We start from the raw sequence: 19,562 nt of genomic DNA, 5'->3' as shown, positions 1-19,562 counted from the left end.
CACAAAGCGGTCAGTGCTTGCGCGGCGCCAGGTAGCCGAGCCAGCGGCGTTCGGCCATCTTGAACAGGCGCACCAGGATGAAGGTCAGGCACAGGTAGAACACGCCCGCCGTGATATAGGCCTCGAAAGGCAGGTAGTACTGGGCATTGACCGTGCGTGCGGCACCGGTGATGTCGATCAGGGTGACGATCGACGCCAGGCTGGTGGTCTGCAGCATCATGATCACTTCGTTGCTGTACTGCGGCAGCGCGCGGCGCAGGGCCGACGGCAGCAGGATGCGCCGGTACATCTTCATGCGTGACATGCCCATGGCCTTGGCCGCCTCGATCTCGCCGTGCGGCGTGGCCTTGAGGCTGCCGGCGATGATTTCGGCGGTATAGGCACTGGTATTGATACCGAACGCCAGGCAGGCGCAGAACGTGGCGCTGGACAACAGCGGCCACAGGAAGCTTTCGCGTACCGCCTCGAACTGCGCCAGGCCGTAGTAGATCAGAAACAGCTGCACCAGCATTGGCGTGCCGCGAATCACGTAGGTGTAGAGCCATGCCACGAGGTTGATCGCAGGCTGTTTGGACACGCGCATCAGGCCCAGCGGAATGGCCGCCAGCAGGCCGAAGAACAGCGAAATCGCCAGCAGCTTGAGGGTGGTCAGCAGGCCGCCGAAGTACATCGGCAATGCCTCCCAGACGACGTTGTAGTCGAAGATCATAGTTCAGCCACCTTGACGCCTACCGAGTAGCGGCGCTCGAGATACTTCAGGGCCAGCAGCGAGACACTGGTCAGCACCAGGTACAGGGCCGCCACCGCCAGGAAGAAGGTGAAAGGCTCGCGGGTGGCGTCGGCCGCCTGCTTGGCCTTGAACATCATGTCCTGCAGGCCGACTACCGAGATCAGCGCGGTGGCCTTGGTCAGCACCAGCCAGTTGTTGGTGAAGCCCGGGATCGCCAGGCGAATCATTTGCGGCACCTGGATGCGGAAGAACACCTGGCGGTTGCTCATGCCATACGCCACGCCCGCTTCGGCCTGGCCTTTGGGAATGCCGAGGAAGGCACCGCGGAAGGTTTCCGACAGGTACGCGCCAAAGATGAAGCCCAACGTGCCAATACCCGCAACCAGCGGGTTGAGGTCGATGTAGTCTTCGTAGCCGAGCAACGGCGCCACCCGGTTGATGATGTCTTGCCCGCCGTAGAAGATCAGCAGGATCAGGACCAAGTCCGGAATACCACGGATCACCGTGGAATACAGATCGCCCAGCCAGGCCAGCCAGCGCACCGGCGACAAGCGCAGCGCCACACCGATCAGGCCGAGCACGATGGCCAGGGCCATCGACGACAGGGCGAGCTGCAGCGTCAGCCACGCCCCGTCGAGGATGACTGCCCCGTAGCCTTTCAACATGATGAGGTCCTCGACCTAGAGAATGAAAAATGGTGCAAACCTCAGAGCTTCTGCTGTTTGCACCATTGCACAGGTGAAACCCGACGTCTTAGTTCGAGTCTGGACCGTAGATATCGAAGTTGAAGTACTTCTTCTCGATTTCTTTGTACTTGCCGTTGGCACGGATGGCGTCGATAGCCGCGTTGATGCGGTCGACGTTGGCCTTGTCGCCCTTGCGTACGGCAATGCCGATGCCGTCACCGAAGTATTTGGCGTCGGTGAAAGCCGGGCCTACGAAGGCGAAGCCCTTGCCGGCGTCGGTCTTGAGGAACCCGTCTTCCAGCAGGGTGGCGTCAGCCACGGTGCCGTCGAGGCGACCGGCCGCCACGTCCAGATAGATTTCGTTCTGGGTGCCGTAAGGCACCACGGTGGCCCCTTTGGCGCCCAGCACTTCCTTGGCGAAGCGGTCATGGATCGAGCCACGCTGCACACCGATCTTCTTGCCTTTGAGCTCATCCAGGCTGTCGCTGACAGCGGTGCCGTCCTTCATGACCAGGCGCGCCGGGGTGAGGTAGTAGCGCTTGGTGAAGTCGACCGACTTCTTACGGTCTTCAGTGATCGACATGGAGGACAGAATGGCGTCGATCTTACGCACCTTAAGCGCAGGGATCAGGCCGTCGAACTCCTGCTCGACCCAGGTGCACTTGGCCTTCATCTCTTCGCACAGGGCGTTGCCGATGTCGTAGTCGAAGCCGGCGATGCTGCCGTCAGGCTGCTTGAAGGCGAAGGGTGGGTAGGCGGCTTCAATGCCGATTTTCAGTGGTTTTTCATCGGCCTGCGACACCAGGGAAAACACAGACAGCGCCAGGGCGCCAAGCAGTGCGAGCTTCTTCATCAGGTAACTCCATCGGTACGGGGCAATACAAGGCAGGTAACAACTGCCCGATATGCGAATGGGTACAACGCGAGCCGCGCAGGGTTCGACCAAGGTCGCAGACCACGAGCGAGTGAGTGGCATTTTAGCGACAGCCCGGTAGTCGATATTTCTTCAAAGCGACAACTACTTACAGAAGCGCCTGAAACCGCTGCGGGCGATGTTGACAGCCAATGCAAAATATGCAAGAGCGCAAGAAATAGAACCTATAGACCTAGCAATTCCTGGGCCTATTATTGGCAAAGCCTTGTACTACGGCAAGTGGAGCGTGCTGTGTTGCATAAATTGGCTACGCAAATGCACCAAAACGGGCCAGATGTGTTTCTTCGCGCCCCGAACCTGTGCGGGACCGGTGACAGAACAGTTACCGATGAATGTCGGGTAACAGTAAAGCAAAAACCCCGCCGGTTGCCCGGGCGGGGTTTAGTCTGGTCGTGGCGCTCCCACCGCGTAAGCGGCGAGGCTATCAGGCCGAAGCCAGGCTCATGGCCTTGTGGGTATCGATCAGGTGCTGCACCACACCCGGGTCGGCCAAGGTGGAGATATCGCCCAAAGCATCATACTCACTGGTGGCAATCTTGCGCAGGATACGGCGCATGATCTTGCCCGAACGCGTCTTCGGCAACCCCGGCGCCCACTGGATCACGTCCGGCGAGGCAATCGGGCCGATTTCCTTGCGCACCCAGTTCTTCAGCTCCAGGCGCAGTTGCTCGCTGGCCTCGACACCGGCATTCAGGGTGACATACACATAGATGCCCTGGCCCTTGATGTCGTGCGGCACGCCAACCACTGCCGCCTCGGCAACTTTCGAGTGCGCCACCATGGCGCTTTCGATTTCGGCAGTACCCATACGGTGGCCAGACACGTTGAGCACGTCATCCACACGGCCAGTGATCCAGTAGTAGCCATCTTCGTCGCGGCGCGCACCGTCACCGGTGAAGTACATGCCACGGAACGTCTTGAAGTAGGTGTCGACGAAGCGGTCGTGGTCGCCGTACAGCGAACGCGACTGGCCCGGCCAGGAGTCGAGGATCACCAGGTTGCCTTCGGCCGCGCCCTCGATCAGGTTACCCAGGTTGTCCACCAGCGCAGGCACCACGCCAAAGAACGGACGGGTTGCCGAGCCCGGCTTGAGGCCGGTAGCGCCCGGCAGCGGGCTGATCAGGATGCCGCCGGTCTCGGTCTGCCACCAGGTGTCGACGATCGGGCAACGCTCCTTGCCAACGGTCTTGTAGTACCAGTTCCAGGCCTCAGGGTTGATCGGCTCGCCCACCGAGCCAAGCAGGCGCAGGCTGGAACCATCGGCCCCCTCAACGGCGGCCTGCCCTTCCGCCATCATCGCGCGAATGGCGGTTGGGGCGGTGTAGAGGATGTTGACCTTGTGCTTGTCGACGATCTTCGACACGCGGGTAATGTCCGGATAGTTTGGCACGCCCTCGAACAGCAAGGTGGTGGCGCCATTGGCCAGCGGGCCGTAGACGATATAGCTGTGGCCAGTGACCCAGCCGACGTCGGCGGTGCACCAGTAGACCTCGCCCGGGCGGTAGTCGAACACGCGCTCGTGGGTCAGCGCGGCATACACCAGGTAACCACCGGTGGTGTGCAGCACACCCTTGGGCTTGCCCGTAGAGCCGGAGGTATAAAGGATGAACAGCGCTTCTTCAGCACCCATTTCTTTTGGCGCGCAGTGGCTGGAGGCCACTTTCATCAGGTCTTCGTACCAGATGTCGCGGTGCTGGTGCCAGGCAATCTCACCACCGGTGCGCTTGCACACGATGATCTTCTGTACGCTTTTGGTTTCAGGGTTGGTCAGCGCCAGGTCGACGTTGGCCTTGAGCGGGGTACGACGGCCGCCACGTACGCCTTCGTCGGCGGTGATCACCACTTTGGACTCGCAATCGATGATGCGGCCAGCCAAGGCCTCAGGGGAGAAGCCACCGAAGACCACCGAGTGGATCGCACCGATACGGGCACAGGCCAGCATGGCGACCACGGCCTCGGGGATCATCGGCATATAGATGGTGACCACATCACCACGGTGCACGTCCTGGCCACGCAGGGCGTTGGCGAACTTGCAGACCTGCTCGTGCAGCTCACGGTAAGTGATGTTGCGGTGCTCGGAAGGGTCGTCGCCCTCCCAGATGATTGCCAGCTGGTCGCCACGCTCTTCAAGGTGGCGGTCCAGGCAGTTGGAGGAAACGTTCAGAGTGCCGTCGGCGAACCATTTGATATCGACGTGATGGTCATCAAAGGAGGTTTGCTTGACCTTGGTGAACGGTTTGATCCAGTCGATACGCTGGGCCTGCTCGCGCCAGAAGCCGTCCGGGTTGATCACCGATTTCTGGTACATGGCCTTGTAGGTGGCCTCGTCGGTCAGGGTAGTGGCCGCAACCTCGGGACGAACGGGATACAGTGGAGCCGCACTCATCTGTGTTACCTCGGTGTAATAGTTGTTTTTGTATGGAACCGTTTGTAACTGTACCAGAGCGACAAAAGCCATTCGACGTTGGTAGTAATTTGGTACGCCCGTTCCGCCCAAGCGCTCTGGCCCGGGCATTACAGACCCTGCGTCGAAAAAAAGAGGCGGTTAACAGGGGATTGTTACAGATTCTGTCAAAACACTTTATCAAAAGACCCACTGTTTCAGCCTTGGCCACCGCCATAAAATTCACCTCGCCAGCAACGGCAAGGCGATTAACAACTGGTAACAGCCCCCACGAAGGCAAGCGTTAATCTCCATTTCATCCCGATAGTTAAAACTCGCTGTACTCGCGGCGCCATAAGCGCCGCGTGCCCCCTCACGACCTTAGACAGGTAAATAGAAAATGAAAGCTTTACTGGTATTGGTACTTGGCAGTCTTTGCGGCGCGGCGATGGCCGGCGAAGCCAAAGATGCCGAGCAGATTCCGGTTGAACAATACAGTTACTCGCAACACCTGGACATTGCCCGCGTCATCTCCATGAGCGAAGTGCCCAATGTGTGCGAAGTCGTGCCAGCCCGCATGACCTACGAGGACTCCCAGGGCCAGAAGCACATTCTCGAATACCGCGTGATGGGGAACGGCTGCTCCAACGGCTGATACCTTGTGAATCGGGGCCCTGCGGGCCCCTATCGCGACACAAGGCCGCTCCTGCAGGTATGGCGCAATCCTAAAACCCGCGCCGTACCTGTAGGAGCGGCCTTGCGCCGCGAAAGGACTGCGAAGCAGTCCCAAGTTCTTTGCCTGACAACTAATCCGCAGACTTGTTAAGCGAGTAATCCCTCAACTTGTTGGCAATTGTCGTGTGCGAAACACCCAATCTTTTCCCCAAAGCCCGACTACTCGAAAACTCCCCCATCAAACTTTCCAGTACCGCCTTTTCAAAGCGCCCGACAATCTGCGAAAGATCCCCTTCCAGCGAAAACTCCCCCAACGGTTGCCGCACGCCATAATCCGGCAAGCGAATATGCTCGCTTTTGACCACGCCGCCCTCACATAAAGAAACCGCCTGAAACAATACGTTTTCCAACTGCCTTACATTACCCGGCCAATGGTATTGCCCAAGTTTTTCCATTGCTGCTGGCGCCAGGCGGGGCATGGCGCAGCCGATCTGCCGGCTGGCCTGATCGAGAAAGTGCTGTACCAGCCCTTCCAACCCATCCATGCATTCACGCAAAGGCGGAATGTGCAGCGACAATACGTTCAGGCGGTGATACAGGTCCTGGCGAAACTCGCCACGGGCACACAGTTCCGACAAATCCACCTGGGTCGCGCAAATCACCCGCACATCCAGGTACACCTCTTCATCGCTGCCTACCCGGCGGAAGCAGCCGTCTTGCAGAAAGCGCAGCAGCTTCACTTGCAGGCGCGGGCTCATCTCCCCTACTCCGTCAAGAAACAGCGTGCCGCCGGCGGTCAGCTCCAGCAGCCCCAGCTTGCCCTCGGCCCGCGCCCCTTCGAACGCGCCGGGACCGTAACCGAACAGTTCAGTCTCGGCCATCGACTCGGGCAACCCGGCGCAATTGAGCGCCATCAGCGGCGACTGCCCGCGCGGGCTGGCCAAATGGCAGGCGCGCGCCAGCAGCTCCTTGCCAGTGCCGGTCTCGCCTTCAATCAGCAAGGGTGCATCCAGCGGTGCCATGCGCCGCGCCTCACGTACCACGGCGGCCATCACCCGCGAGCTCTGGAAGATGCTGTCGAAGCCGCGCAGCTCTTGCTTGCGCACGTTGTAGATACGCTCGCCGATGCGGTCTGCACGGTGCAGGGTGAGTACCGCACCCGCCAACGCCTCACTGTCATCGTGCTCGGACTGCAGCGGCGCGATATCGGCCAGAAACACATCACCTTTGACCTTGATACGCATGCCATTGATGCGCGACTTGTTGGCTCGCACCAACTCCGGCAGGTCAAAGTCTTCCACATAGCGTGCCAGCGGCATGCCCGGCACCTCATCCACCCGCACCCCCAGCAGCTGCGCCGCCGTGCGGTTGGCGGCGACGATACTGCCGCCCATGTCGATCGACAGCACCGGGAAATCCAGCGCCCCCAGCAGCGCATTCAGCTCCATGTGGCGGCGCTCGCTGGGCATCAGCCCTACGCGCTTAACGCCGAACACGCCGGCAATCGCCTCGAACTTGGGCCGCAATGCCTGGAACTGCAGATTGATCAGGTTCGGGCAATGCAGGTAGATGGCGTTGCCATGGTCACCGCCCACCTCGCCACGCAGCACGTTGATGCCGTACTCCACCAGCAGGTTGAGGATGTCGCGCAGAATGCCAATCCGGTTCTGGCAATGGACTTTGATACGCATGTGGGGCCCGCGAAACGCCAATGTTTTTCAACACCGCGCAGAAAAGTTGTAAAGATAAGCTGACAAAAACAGTGTAACCATCAGCCAGATGCCTTGGATTTTCCGACACCTGCCGCATTTTGTAAAATTATCGTTACGAAAATGAGGGTGATAACGCGCGATAGGGCGTGCGGTCCATCGTGCAAACCGATCCGGGCGGGGATATTACTGAGTCATGTCCTGCACATAACAAGAAAAGCCCTCACCAGGAGAGCCTCATGAAACAGACGCAATACGTGGCACGCGAGCCCGATGCGCATGGTTTTATCGATTACCCGCAGCAAGAGCACGCGGTATGGAACACCCTGATCACCCGCCAGCTGAAAGTGATCGAGGGCCGCGCGTGCCAGGAATACCTGGACGGCATCGACCAGCTCAAGCTGCCCCATGACCGTATCCCGCAACTGGGCGAGGTCAACAAGGTGCTGGGCGCCACCACCGGCTGGCAAGTTGCCCGGGTACCGGCACTGATCCCCTTCCAGACCTTCTTCGAACTGCTGGCCAGCAAGCGCTTCCCGGTTGCCACCTTCATTCGTACCCCGGAGGAGCTGGACTACCTGCAAGAGCCCGATATCTTCCACGAGATCTTCGGCCACTGCCCGCTGCTGACCAACCCATGGTTCGCCGAATTCACCCATACCTACGGCAAGCTCGGCCTGGCCGCGACCAAGGAACAACGCGTCTACCTTGCGCGCCTGTACTGGATGACTATCGAGTTTGGCCTGATGGAAACCCCGCAAGGCCGCAAGATCTATGGCGGCGGCATTCTCTCGTCGCCGAAAGAGACCGTCTACAGTCTGTCTGACGCGCCTGAGCACCAGGCCTTCGACCCGATCGAAGCCATGCGTACGCCATACCGCATCGACATCCTGCAGCCGGTGTATTTCGTGCTGCCGAACATGAAGCGCCTGTTCGACCTGGCCCACGAAGACATCATGGGCATGGTCCACAAAGCCATGCAGCTGGGCCTGCACGCGCCGAAGTTTCCACCCAAGGTCGCTGCCTGATCAACCTTGCCGATAACAACTCGAACCGGAAAACATCTCATGAATGCCTTGAATCAAGCCCATTGCGAAGCCTGCCGCGCCGACGCACCGAAAGTCTCCGACGACGAGCTGGCCGAACTGATTCGCGAAATCCCGGACTGGAACATCGAAGTGCGTGACGGCCACATGGAGCTTGAGCGCGTGTTCCTGTTCAAGAACTTCAAGCACGCCCTGGCGTTCACCAACGCCGTGGGCGAAATCGCCGAAGCCGAAGGCCACCACCCGGGGCTGCTGACCGAGTGGGGCAAAGTTACCGTGACCTGGTGGAGCCACTCGATCAAAGGCCTGCACCGCAACGACTTCATCATGTGCGCACGCACTGACAAAGTGGCTGAAACGGCTGAAGGCCGTAAGTAATCGCTTAGGAAGTGGGGCCGCTGCGCGCCCCTTCGCGGGCTTGCCCGCCCCCACAAAGACGGCGCGCGCCCCTGGTTTTCGCGGCCCCTGTGGGAGCGGGCAAGCCCGCGAAGGGGCGCGAAGCGGCCCCAATTATTTGCAGGAAAAATGTGCGCTGTTCGCCCGCAAAACCGACAAGCGACCGGTAAAAAATCCAAACTGTCATCCAGACTTGTGTATCCTGCCCCAGCTTTGCGAAGCTTCAACCGCGCCTGGCGCAGACTTTTCACTCACACTTGCGAGGAACGACGAGATGCACGAAATCCCGAATCTTCCCTTCCCAAGCCTGAACCCAGAAGAGCCATCCGTGACCGTTCACGCCGAACCGGCAGCTGCCGTCGAGCAGGATGGTGACGATCAATCCAGCGCTGACCAGGAATAACTGCGCATCCCCGACTGTGTGAAAACGGCTGACCTGCGGGCTACCCCCGTCATCACGTTTTCACACCGTCCTGAACACACGTAGGTCCCCATGCCCGACTCACCGCGCCCCCTTGCGGTCACCCTGCAAGTCGTCTCCATCGTCCTCTTCACCTTCATCGGCTACCTGAACATCGGCATTCCACTGGCCGTGTTGCCCGGCTATGTGCATAACGACCTGGGTTTCAGCGCCGTAGTCGCCGGCCTGGTGATCAGCGTGCAGTACCTCGCCACCCTGCTCAGCCGCCCTACCGCCAGCCGCATCATCGACAACCATGGCAGCAAGAAAGCAGTCATGTATGGCTTGGTCGGCTGCGGGCTTAGCGGGGTGTTCATGCTGGCGTGCGCCTTCCTTACCCACCTGCCTTGGCTGAGCCTGACCTGCCTGCTGGTTGGCCGCCTGGTGCTGGGCAGCGCCGAAAGCCTGGTGGGCTCGGGCGCTATTGGCTGGGGCATCGGCCGGGTAGGCGCCGAAAACACCGCCAAGGTCATCTCCTGGAACGGCATCGCCAGCTATGGCGCCCTGGCCATCGGCGCTCCGCTGGGCGTACTGATGGTCAAGAGCCTGGGGCTGTGGAGCATGGGCGTCAGCATCATCCTGCTGTGCGCCCTCGGCCTGCTGCTGGCCTGGCCCAAGCGGGCCGCGCCTATTGTCAGCGGTGTACGCCTGCCGTTCCTGCGGGTGCTGGGCAAGGTGTTCCCGCATGGCTCGGGACTGGCCCTGGGCTCAATCGGCTTTGGCACCATCGCCACCTTCATCACCCTGTACTACGCCAGCCGTGGCTGGGCCGATGCGGCGTTGACCCTGAGCCTGTTCGGCGCCAGCTTCATCAGCGCGCGATTGCTGTTCGGCAACCTGATCAACCGGATTGGCGGGTTCCGGGTGGCGATTGCCTGCCTGTCGGTGGAAACACTCGGGCTGCTGATGCTGTGGCTGGCCCCCAGTGCCGAACTGGCATTGGCGGGTGCAGCACTGAGCGGGTTTGGTTTCTCGCTGGTGTTCCCGGCATTGGGCGTGGAGGCGGTGAACCAGGTGTCGGCGGCCAACCGCGGCGCGGCGGTGGGGGCGTATTCGCTGTTCATCGATTTGTCGCTGGGGGTGACCGGGCCACTGGTGGGCGCGGTGGCGGCGGGGTTCGGGTTTGCTTCGATGTTTCTGTTTGCGGCGGCTGCCGCGGCTTGCGGGCTGGTGTTGAGCCTGTATTTGTACAGGCAGGCGCGGCGGCCTAGAGATCGGGGGCAAGAAGCCTGACCCTTGCATTGCCTGCACTGGCCCTATCGCCGGCAAGCCAGCCCCCACAGGATCACCACAAAGTTCAGGCCTGTGGTGATCCTGTGGGGGCTGGCTTGCCGGCGATGGGCTGCAAAGCAGCCCCGAGCCCCTGAAGGTTAACGCTGGGCGTACTGCAACACCACTTCCAGCGGGTGGCGCATCTTGCGCTCGGTCATGCGCTTGACCTGGCTACGGCACGAGTAGCCCGTTGCTAGCGGCTCCCCCTCCTTGTCCAGCTTGGTGGCCCAGCTCTGCTCAAAGATGGTCCGCGATGTTTCCTGGTTACGCGCCTCATGCCCGTAGGTACCGGACATGCCGCAGCAACCCGTCGCCTCGGTCACCAGCTTCAGGCCCAACCGGGCAAACACCTGCTCCCACTGCCTTGTGCTGGCCGGTACGTTGGTCTTTTCGGTGCAATGGGCCATCAGGCGGAAGTTGCCCGGCGCGGTCGGCGCCTGCTCGGGCAGCACATCCATCAGCCACTCCTGCGGCAACAGCACCTTAGGGCAATCTTCCAACCCCGGCACTTTCTGGTATTCCTGGCGATACACCAGGGTCATCGCCGGGTCCAGGCCCACCAGCGGCACGCCACAGTCGGCCAGGGCCTTGAGCTGGGTGGCGTTGCGGATCGCCGCCTTGGCGAATGCGCCAAGGAAACCCTGCACGTGCAGCGGCTTGCCGTTGGCGCTGTACGGCGCCAGGAACACCCGATGACCGAGGCGATGGGCCAGGTCGATGAAGGCCGACAGCAGCGGCGTTTCGAAATAGCGGGTAAAGGCGTCCTGCACCAGCACGATGCTGCGCTCGCGCTGGGCCGGGGTCAGTTCACGCAGGGCCGGTACGCTGGCCACACCAACGCGGCAGCGGGTCAGGGTGGCCTGGAAGTTGAAACGGCTGATCAGCGGGCTGTCGACCATGCCGATCTTGTCGGCCAGCAGCCGGGTTACCCACTTCGACCCCATCACCGCGTTGTAAAGCCCTGGCGCGTGGGCCAGGTACGGAATGCTGAACTCCAGCGAGCCGATCAGGTAGTCACGCAGCGGGCGCTGGTAGCGGCCGTGGTACAGCTCAAGGAAGCGTGAACGGAAATCCGGCACGTTGACCTTGATCGGGCACTGCCCGGCGCACGACTTGCACGCCAGGCAACCGGCCATGGCGTCGTACACTTCATGGGAGAAATCTTCCTGCCCCTGGCTGCGTGCGCGGTTGTTGCGCAGCCGCGCTGGCAGGTCCTTGAGCCACGACACCTTGTTGCGCGCCGCGGCCAGCACGTCGATGTTCGCCTCGCCCTGCAGGCGCAGCCACTCGCGCATCAACGAAGCACGGCCCTTGGGCGAATGCTGGCGTTCGCGGGTAGCCTTCCACGACGGGCACATGGCGTCGTTGGGGTCGTAGTTGTAGCAGGCGCCGTTACCGTTGCAGTGCACGGCACTGGGGAAATCCTGCCACACACGCTCATCGATGGTGCGGTCGAGGTCGCCGCGCAGGGTCACGCCATCGACCGGGGTCAGGCCCTCGGTGCTGCCCGGCGGAGTGCAGATCTTGCCCGGGTTGAGCTGGTTGTGCGGGTCGAAGGCACCTTTCAGGCGCTGCAGCGCCGGGTACAGCTCGCCGAAGTACTCCGGCACGTACTCGGAGCGCAGGCCTTTGCCGTGTTCGCCCCACAGCAAGCCACCGTAACTTTTGGTCAGCGCCGCCACTGCATCGGAAATCGGCTTGACCAACGCAGCCTGCGCGGGGTCTTTCATGTCCAGCGCCGGGCGCACGTGCAGTACGCCGGCATCGACGTGGCCGAACATGCCGTAGGCCAGGCCGTAGCCATCGAGCAGCGCGCGGAAGTCGGCGATGTAGTCGGCCAGCTGCTCCGGCGGCACCGCGGTGTCTTCGACAAACGGCTGCGGGCGCACCTCGCCCTCGACGTTACCCAGCAGGCCCACCGAGCGCTTGCGCATGACGTAGACACGGGTGACCGCCTCGGCGCCTTCGGCCAAGGTATGCCCCAGCCGCTCGACGCTGGTGTCCGCCTGCAAGTGTTCGACAAAGGCCTGCACCCTGGCGTTGACCTCGGCCGGCTCATCGCCACAGAACTCCACCAGGTTGATACCCAAGGTCGGGCGTTCGGGGTCGGCCGGGAAGTATTCGGCAACGCTGTGCCAGACGATGTCTTTCATCGCCAGCATCAACACCTTGGAGTCGACGGTTTCGATCGACAGCGGCTTGTGCGCCATCAGCGCGTTGGCGTCGCGCAGGGCATCCATGAAACTGGTGTAGCGCACGTTGACCAGCACCGCGTACTTGGGGATCGGCAGCACGTTGAGCTTGGCTTCAACCACATAGCCCAGCGAGCCCTCAGCGCCACACAGCACGCTGTTGAGGTTGAAACGGCCCTGCTCATCGCGCAGATGCGCCAAGTCGTAGCCGGTCAGGCAACGGTTGAGCTTGGGGAAGGTGGCTTCGATCAGCTCAGCCTGGGTTTCCTGAATGTCGCGGGCCATGCGGTAGACCTCGCCGACCCGGCCGGGGGCGGCACAGGCCTGTTCCAGCGCGGCATCGTCAATCGGCAGGCTGTGCAGGCGCTCGCCACCGAGCAGCACGCTGTGCAACTCCAGCACGTGGTCGCGGGTCTTGCCATAGGTGCAACTGCCCTGCCCGCTGGCGTCGGTATTGATCATGCCGCCAACGGTGGCGCGGTTGGAGGTGGACAGCTCGGGGGCGAAGAACAGACCGTGCGGTTTGAGCGCAGCATTGAGCTGGTCCTTCACCGTACCGGCCTGCACCCGTACCCAGCGCTCCTCGACATTGATTTCGAGGATCTTGTTCATGTGCCGCGACAGGTCGACGACGATGCCATCGGTCAGCGACTGGCCGTTGGTGCCGGTGCCACCGCCGCGCGGGGTCAGCTTGACCTGCTGGAAGCGCGCCTCGCTCATCAGCGTGGCAACCCGCGCCACATCATCGGCGTCCAGCGGGAACACCGCCGCCTGGGGCAACCGCTGGTAGATCGAGTTATCGGTGGCCAGTACGGTGCGGGTGCCGTAGTCGGCACTGATCTGGCCACGGAAGCCGCTGTTGCGCAAGGCTTCGAGGAATTCTGGGTAGTCGGCGCTCGGTGCAACGGTCGGCAGCTGGGCGATCATCGAAGGATGGCCTCTTGATATTGGCTAATTCACGGGATTCCTGTCACCGCAGCATAAGTGTTGCCATGCGGGGATGACGTATAGGCCAATGTTCCTGTAGTTTCGCCTCAAGGGCAAACGGATAATCCTGCCGCTATCAATGACTTTCATGAATGAATTACCGCCACCTGACACCTTCCATGTCGCTGCTGCTGGCATTCGAGGCCGCCGCCCGGCATGAAAGCTACACCCGCGCCGCGGCCGAGCTGTCACTGACCCAGAGCGCGGTCAGCCGCCAGGTGCAGGCGCTGGAACAGCAACTGGGCCTGACCCTGTTCCGCCGCGAGGGCCGCCAGGTGCAACTGACCGATGTCGGCCGCCTGTACCAGCGCGAGCTCAGTGAGGCACTGGGGCGCATCCGCAGCGCCACCCTGCAGGCACTGGCCTACCAGTCAGGGGTAGGCACCTTGCGCCTGGCCACGCTGCCTACCTTCGGCTCGAAATGGCTGCTGCCGAGGTTGCATGCGTTCTATAACGCCCACCCAGGCATGCTGGTGCACATTCATTCACGCATCGAAGCCATCAACTTCGACACCAGCGAAATCGATGCGGCCATCGGTGTGGCCAGCCACGATCTGCCGGGGCTCATCTGCCATCGCCTGCATGCCGAGGAACTGGTGGTGATCCTGCCGCCGGAGGCCGCCGCGGTTAGCCAGGCCTGGAGCCCGGCAAGGATAAGCGAAGAGGTGCTGCTGAATGTGGCGAACAACCCGCACGCCTGGGGCGAGTGGTTCTCGCACCATGGCCTGCCGCACCGGTCGATGCGCCTGGGGCCGAGCTTTGAGCTGACTTCGCACCTGATTCAGGCAGTGCGCGCCGGGATTGGCATTGGCCTGGTGCCGCGCATTCTGGTAGAGGAGGAGTTGGCCAAGGCAGAGCTGTACAGCCCTGGGGTGGCGTTTGCCAGCCAGCGCAGTTACTACCTGATCTACCCGCCCAGGAATGAGGCCTTGCCGTCGTTACGGGCATTCAGGGGCTGGTTGCTGGAACAGATCTGAAGAGGCCGGCACAGGCAATAAAAAACCCCAAGCCGGTCACCTGGCTTGGGGTTTCTTCTTACTACGTTGGGTTGCTTACTTGGCTGCGGTACCCGCCACCCCACCGGCATTCATCCTGCGGCGCGGCTTGACCATGTAGACAACAAACATCGCAAACAGCCACACAGGGATCGCATACACCGAAACCTGGATGCCCGGGATCATCAGCATGATGCCCAGAATCAGCACCACGAAGGCCAGTACCACATAGTTGCCGTAGGGGTACCACAGCGCCTTGAACAGCGGCTTCTGGCCGGTACGGTCCATGTGCTGACGGAACTTCAGGTGCGAATAGCTGATCATCGCCCAGTTGATCACCAGGGTGGCCACTACCAGCGACATCAGCAGCTCCAGGGCGTTCTGAGGCATCAGGTAGTTGAGCAGCACGGCGACAAAGGTCACCGCGGCCGACACCAGGATCGAACGCACTGGCACGCCACGCTTGTCGACCTTGGCCAGCGACGCCGGAGCATCGCCCTGCTCGGCCATGCCCAGCAGCATGCGGGCGTTGCAGTAGGTGCCGCTGTTGTACACCGACAGCGCTGCGGTCAGCACCACGAAGTTCAGCAAGTGGGCGGCCACATCACTGCCCAGCAGCGAGAACACCTGCACGAACGGGCTGCTGCCATAGCTGCCACCCGAGGCATCGATGCTGGCAACCAGGTTGTCCCACGGGGTCAACGACAGCAGCACCACCAGCGCACCGACATAGAAGATCAGGATGCGGTAGATGACCTGGTTGATCGCCTTGGGGATCACGGTCTTCGGCTTGTCAGCCTCGGCAGCGGTGAAGCCGAGCATTTCCAGGCCACCGAAGGAGAACATGATGAACGCCAGGGCCATTACCAGCCCGCTGACACCGTTCGGGAAGAAACCGCCATGCGACCACAGGTTGGCGATGGTGGCGTCCGGGCCACCGCTGCCACTGGTGAGCAGGTAGGCACCCAGGCCGATCATGCTGACGATGGCCACGACCTTGATGATGGCAAACCAGAATTCGGCTTCACCGAAGAACTTCACGTTCATCAGGTTGATGGCGTTGATCAGCACGAAGAACGCCGCCGCCGTGACCCAGGTCGGGATCTCCGGCCACCAGTAGTGAACATACTTGCCGACCGCCGAAAGCTCCGACATGCCGACCAGGATGTACAGCACCCAGCAGTTCCAGCCCGACAGGAAGCCGGCGAAACCACCCCAGTAGGTGTGGGCAAAATGGCTGAACGAGCCGGCCACCGGCTCTTCAACAATCATTTCGCCAAGCTGGCGCATGATCATGAAAGCGATGAAGCCGCAAATGGCGTAGCCAAGGATCATTGACGGGCCGGCGGATTTCATCACGCCTGCCGAGCCGAGGAACAGGCCGGTACCAATCGCACCACCAAGGGCGATCAACTGGATATGGCGGTTCTTCAGGCCCCGCTTGAGCTCGCCTGAATGCATGTTTTGTCCACTCATGAACGAAGTCACCTGCATTGTTTTTATCTGTGACGGAATCGGACCCACCGCGCTCGTGGCGCAGCGGAATGGGCAAGGTGGTTACCTTGGGTTTCTTGACCTCAGGTGCCGCCGGAGCGGGTCAACCAGGCGTGATCAAGAGTGCGCGGTACGCAAGAGGGTCACAGGTAAAACGCGGCGCACTGTATACCCCTGCAAACGCGCAGGCGTCAACGCGTTGCGTCCTTCCATCCGGAAAAAACGCAGCGATCCTGTGGTGTGGGCCTTGAAAGGCGGAGTGATCGGCGTACATGGCGCCTCCATTTGTTGTTTTGTCAGCCCGGCGCTGTGGACGGGCTGTTGCACACGGCAATGGTGGCTATAACACCGTGGGGACGGGGGTTTGGGCAAGGGTGGGTCGGGCCAGGGGCGCGGCTTTGGCACATGGACGCCGGCAAGGTTTGTTTACACGACCGGGCGCGATGTGAAATGCGGACTGAAAACGGCTACATTCGTATAAATTTCTTTACACGGCGGTTCAGGAACTTGCCAGTCGTCCGAAAAATCTTTTTTGTTCAATATCTTGGGGCCGCTATGCGGCCCTTTCCGACCGGTCCAGTGCCTCGTCAAGGCCGCTACAAGGACCGCGCAAGACCTCAAATTGACGCGGTAGCTGTCGAAGCGGCCGCGCCCCTACAGGCATAAAAAAACCAGCCCGAAGGCTGGTTTCTTGATTACCACACTGGCTTATCAGCCACGCGGCTTGCCGCGACCACGGCCTGCCGGCTTGTCACCCTCAGGCTTGCCGGTACGCTTGCGCATCTCGCTCGGGCGCTCGGCCACCGTGCTGCCACGGTTAGGTTTACGCGGGGCCTCTTCACGCGGCTGACGCGCCGGACGCTCGCCGGTAGCAGCACCTTCGTGAGCCGGGCGCAGGTTGCGCACGCGCTCGCCACGGCCCAGCGGGCGGGTCGACTTGCGCTGCAGGCGCTCCATCTTGTCCTTGGCCTTGAGCTTCATGGCAGGCAGCGCTACTGGCTGCAGGCCCACTTCGGCGGCCAGGATGTCGATTTCGCCCTGGGTCATTTCACGCCAGCGGCCCATCGGCAGGTCAGAGTTGAGGAACACCGGGCCGAAACGCACGCGCTTCAGGCGGCTGACCACCATGCCCTGGGATTCCCACAGGCGACGCACCTCACGGTTACGGCCTTCCATCACCACGCAGTGGTACCAGTGGTTGAAACCTTCGCCACCCGGTGCCTTCTGGATGTCGGTGAACTTCGCCGGGCCATCTTCCAGCATCACGCCGGCTTTCAGGCGCTCGATCATGTCGTCGTCGACTTCACCACGCACCCGTACCGCGTACTCTCGGTCCATCTCGTAGGACGGGTGCATCAGGCGGTTGGCCAACTCACCGTCGGTGGTGAACAGCAGCAAGCCGGTGGTGTTGATGTCGAGGCGGCCGATGTTGATCCAGCGGCCCTCTTTTGGCCGTGGCAGGCGGTCGAACACGGTCGGGCGGCCTTCAGGGTCGTCGCGGGTGCAGATTTCACCATCAGGCTTGTTGTACATGATCACCCGGCGAGTGGCCTCGGCGGCCTCTTCGCGCTTGATCAGCTTGCCGTCTACGGCAATGGCGTCGTGCAGGTCGACGCGCTGGCCAAGGGTGGCTGCGACGCCGTTGACCTTGATGCGGCCCTGGCTGATCCAGGCCTCGACGTCACGGCGCGAACCCACGCCAATGCGCGCCAGCACTTTCTGCAGCTTTTCGCCAGCGGGTGGGGTGATCTCGGTATCTTGCAGGTCTTGCTCACTCATCTGGGCACCTCCCGGTGTAGGAATGAAAACAGGTTCTTGGCGACGAACGCGCCAAAAGGCCGCGCATCATACGCGGTTCGGCAATGGAACGCACTGGAGGTTAGAGGGTTTTGCACGCATTGGGAGAGGTTTCAGCCTAGTGGTCTTGTGTTGATCTCACTGGCCCTGTCGCCGGCAAGCCAGCTCCCACAAGCACAGCACCCCTTCCAAGACCTGTGGAACCCCAGTGGGAGCTGGCTTGCCGGCGACAGGGCCAGGTTGCCAAGAGAAGAATCAGGGCTGTAACTTGCCCTCTTCCCCCAGAGAAGCCTCTGGCTCCTCCTCGCGCAAGTCATCAAAATCGATCTTCAGCCCCTCTTCCATGGCATCCAGCTCCACCAGCAAGCTACGGAAGCTGGTTTCGTCCTTTGGCTCAGAAACGTCTTCTTCCCCAAGGCTGGCATCTGCCAACGCCTGCAGGTGCGCGGGCACTGGCGCATCATCCGGGTCGAGCAGCGGCTCCGGCTCCATTTCGCGCAGCTCGGCCAGGGCCGGCAGCTCATCCAGGCTCTTGAGGTTGAAATGGTCGAGAAACGCCTTGGTGGTGGCAAACATCGCTGGCCGCCCGGGCACTTCGCGGTAGCCAACCACGCGAATCCACTCGCGCTCGACCATGGTCCTGATGATATTGCTGTTCACCGCCACGCCCCGCACGTCTTCGATCTCGCCACGGGTGATGGGCTGGCGGTAGGCGATCAGGGCCAGGGTTTCGAGCAGCGCGCGCGAATAACGCTGCGGGCGCTCTTCCCACAGGCGCCCGACCCAGGGCGCAAAGTCCTCGCGAATCTGCAGGCGGTAGCCGCTGGCCACTTCCTTGAGCTCGAAGGCACGGCCGCTGCACGACTTGCCCAGCACCTCAAGGGCCTGCTTGAACACCTGGGGCTCGGGGCGCTCGGCCTCTTCGAGCAGTTCGTACAGGCGCTCCAGGGATTGCGGCTTGCCCGAAGCCAGCAAAAAAGCTTCGATCAGTGACGCCAGGTCGCGGGGGTCATTCAGGTTCATCAGGTTCTTCAACAAGCGCTGGGCGAAGCCGCACATGGATAGCGGCGAAGGGTTCATTCTGCACCAGTTCGATCAGCGATTCCTTCACCAGTTCGAGAACCGCCATGAAGGTCACCACCACACCCAGCTTGCCCTCTTCGGCGGCAAACAGGTCGCCGAACGGCACGAAAGCACCGCCCTTGAGGCGCTCCAGCACCTGGCTCATGCGCTCACGGGTGGACAAGGTCTCACGGCTGATCTGATGGCTTTCGAACAGGTCGTTGCGGCGCATGACCTCGGCCATGGACATCAGCAACTCTTCCAGGCTGACCTGCGGCAACAGCTTGCGGACCTTGGCCTGCGGTGCTTCCAGACGCGGCACAACGACCTCGCGGCCCACCCTTGGCAGGTCGTCAATGCCCTCGGCTGCGGCCTTGAAACGTTCGTACTCCTGCAGACGGCGGATCAGCTCGGCGCGCGGGTCGCCCTCCTCCTCCTCGACATCGGCCGAACGCGGCAGCAGCATGCGCGACTTGATCTCGGCGAGCATGGCGGCCATCACCAGGTACTCGGCGGCCAACTCCAGACGCACGCTTTTCATCAGTTCCACGTAGCCCATGTACTGGCGGGTGATTTCCGCCACCGGGATGTCAAGGATGTCGATGTTCTGCTTGCGGATCAGGTACAGCAAGAGGTCGAGCGGCCCTTCGAAGGCTTCCAGGATGACTTCCAGGGCATCCGGCGGAATGTACAGGTCCAGCGGCATTTCGGTCAGGGCTTCGCCGTAGACCAGGGCCAGTTGCA

At 61.7% G+C, this 19,562-nt stretch carries 16 protein-coding genes; 6 read left to right on the top strand and 10 right to left on the bottom strand.

All coding sequences use genetic code 11. The features are described from left to right. Positions 1-10: 10 nt before the first annotated feature. From CKW35_RS21015 to acs, 4 genes are all read right to left on the bottom strand, one after another. A complete protein-coding gene (locus CKW35_RS21015; protein ID WP_016488496.1) occupies positions 11-709 on the bottom strand; it encodes an ABC transporter permease in 699 nt (232 codons plus the stop codon). Continuing rightward, positions 706-1,395: an ABC transporter permease gene (locus CKW35_RS21010; protein ID WP_016488497.1), complete on the bottom strand. Its 690-nt coding sequence runs from the start codon at positions 1,393-1,395 to the stop codon at positions 706-708. Before CKW35_RS21010 ends, CKW35_RS21015 begins: the two co-directional genes overlap by 4 nt. An 88-nt stretch (positions 1,396-1,483) precedes the next feature. Further along, a complete protein-coding gene (locus CKW35_RS21005; RefSeq protein ID WP_016488498.1) occupies positions 1,484-2,269 on the bottom strand; it encodes an ABC transporter substrate-binding protein in 786 nt (261 codons plus the stop codon). A gap of 505 nt (positions 2,270-2,774) precedes the next feature. After that, positions 2,775-4,736 carry an acetate--CoA ligase gene (gene acs, locus CKW35_RS21000; protein ID WP_016488499.1) on the bottom strand — a complete coding sequence of 654 codons (1,962 nt, stop codon included), beginning with the start codon at positions 4,734-4,736 and terminating at the stop codon, positions 2,775-2,777. Between the two features lie 397 nt (positions 4,737-5,133). Here acs and CKW35_RS20995 point away from each other — a divergent pair, with 397 nt between their 5' ends. After that, positions 5,134-5,388 (top strand): DUF2790 domain-containing protein, encoded by a 255-nt coding sequence (locus CKW35_RS20995; RefSeq protein WP_003254526.1) that lies wholly within the window; start codon positions 5,134-5,136, stop codon positions 5,386-5,388. Between the two features lie 151 nt (positions 5,389-5,539). Here CKW35_RS20995 and CKW35_RS20990 read toward each other — a convergent pair whose 3' ends face one another. Beyond that, on the bottom strand, positions 5,540-7,099 hold the full coding sequence (locus tag CKW35_RS20990) for a sigma-54-dependent phenylalanine hydroxylase transcriptional regulator PhhR (RefSeq protein WP_016488500.1): 1,560 nt from the start codon (positions 7,097-7,099) through the stop codon (positions 5,540-5,542). A 257-nt stretch (positions 7,100-7,356) separates the two neighbouring features. Between CKW35_RS20990 and phhA the strand changes: the two genes are divergently transcribed. The 4 genes from phhA (at position 7,357) to CKW35_RS20970 (ending at position 10,252) form a co-directional block, all read left to right on the top strand. After that, positions 7,357-8,145: a phenylalanine 4-monooxygenase gene (phhA, locus tag CKW35_RS20980; RefSeq protein ID WP_016488501.1), complete on the top strand. Its 789-nt coding sequence runs from the start codon at positions 7,357-7,359 to the stop codon at positions 8,143-8,145. A 39-nt stretch (positions 8,146-8,184) separates the two neighbouring features. Beyond that, positions 8,185-8,541 carry a 4a-hydroxytetrahydrobiopterin dehydratase gene (locus tag CKW35_RS20975; RefSeq protein WP_016488502.1) on the top strand — a complete coding sequence of 119 codons (357 nt, stop codon included), beginning with the start codon at positions 8,185-8,187 and terminating at the stop codon, positions 8,539-8,541. A gap of 292 nt (positions 8,542-8,833) precedes the next feature. After that, the gene (locus CKW35_RS28640; protein WP_016488505.1) at positions 8,834-8,962 is read left to right on the top strand and encodes a hypothetical protein; all 129 of its coding nucleotides are present in this window, start codon (positions 8,834-8,836) and stop codon (positions 8,960-8,962) included. A 90-nt stretch (positions 8,963-9,052) separates the two neighbouring features. Beyond that, positions 9,053-10,252, top strand: a complete 1,200-nt coding sequence (locus CKW35_RS20970) for an MFS transporter (protein ID WP_016488506.1) — start codon at positions 9,053-9,055, stop codon at positions 10,250-10,252. Between the two features lie 137 nt (positions 10,253-10,389). On the opposite strand, the gene CKW35_RS20965 is transcribed toward CKW35_RS20970, so the two are convergent. Next, entirely contained in the window at positions 10,390-13,410 is a 3,021-nt protein-coding gene (locus CKW35_RS20965; RefSeq protein ID WP_095116794.1) for an FAD-binding and (Fe-S)-binding domain-containing protein, read from the bottom strand. Positions 13,411-13,562: 152 nt separating this feature from the next. On the opposite strand from CKW35_RS20965, the gene CKW35_RS20960 reads away from it, so the two are divergent. Then, positions 13,563-14,447, top strand: coding sequence for a LysR substrate-binding domain-containing protein (locus tag CKW35_RS20960; RefSeq protein WP_095116792.1), 885 nt, complete (start codon positions 13,563-13,565; stop codon positions 14,445-14,447). Between the two features lie 75 nt (positions 14,448-14,522). Here CKW35_RS20960 and CKW35_RS20955 read toward each other — a convergent pair whose 3' ends face one another. The 4 genes from CKW35_RS20955 to CKW35_RS20940 form a co-directional block, all read right to left on the bottom strand. Further along, positions 14,523-15,941, bottom strand: a complete 1,419-nt coding sequence (locus CKW35_RS20955; protein ID WP_161775555.1) for an amino acid permease — start codon at positions 15,939-15,941, stop codon at positions 14,523-14,525. 729 nt (positions 15,942-16,670) lie between these two features. Then, complete coding sequence (rluB, locus tag CKW35_RS20950; RefSeq protein WP_095116790.1) at positions 16,671-17,738, bottom strand: 23S rRNA pseudouridine(2605) synthase RluB; 1,068 nt, start codon at positions 17,736-17,738, stop codon at positions 16,671-16,673. A gap of 273 nt (positions 17,739-18,011) precedes the next feature. Continuing rightward, positions 18,012-18,779, bottom strand: coding sequence for an SMC-Scp complex subunit ScpB (gene scpB / locus CKW35_RS20945; protein ID WP_024717734.1), 768 nt, complete (start codon positions 18,777-18,779; stop codon positions 18,012-18,014). Next, positions 18,766-19,491: a ScpA family protein gene (locus CKW35_RS20940; protein ID WP_161775556.1), complete on the bottom strand. Its 726-nt coding sequence runs from the start codon at positions 19,489-19,491 to the stop codon at positions 18,766-18,768. The genes scpB and CKW35_RS20940 overlap by 14 nt, the downstream gene beginning before the upstream one ends. Positions 19,492-19,562 lie beyond the last annotated feature (71 nt).

This window comes from Pseudomonas sp. Irchel 3F3, assembly GCF_900187545.1.
Classification (GTDB): Bacteria; Pseudomonadota; Gammaproteobacteria; order Pseudomonadales; family Pseudomonadaceae; genus Aquipseudomonas; species Aquipseudomonas fortuita.
This window is presented reverse-complemented; position numbering and strand designations above follow the sequence as displayed.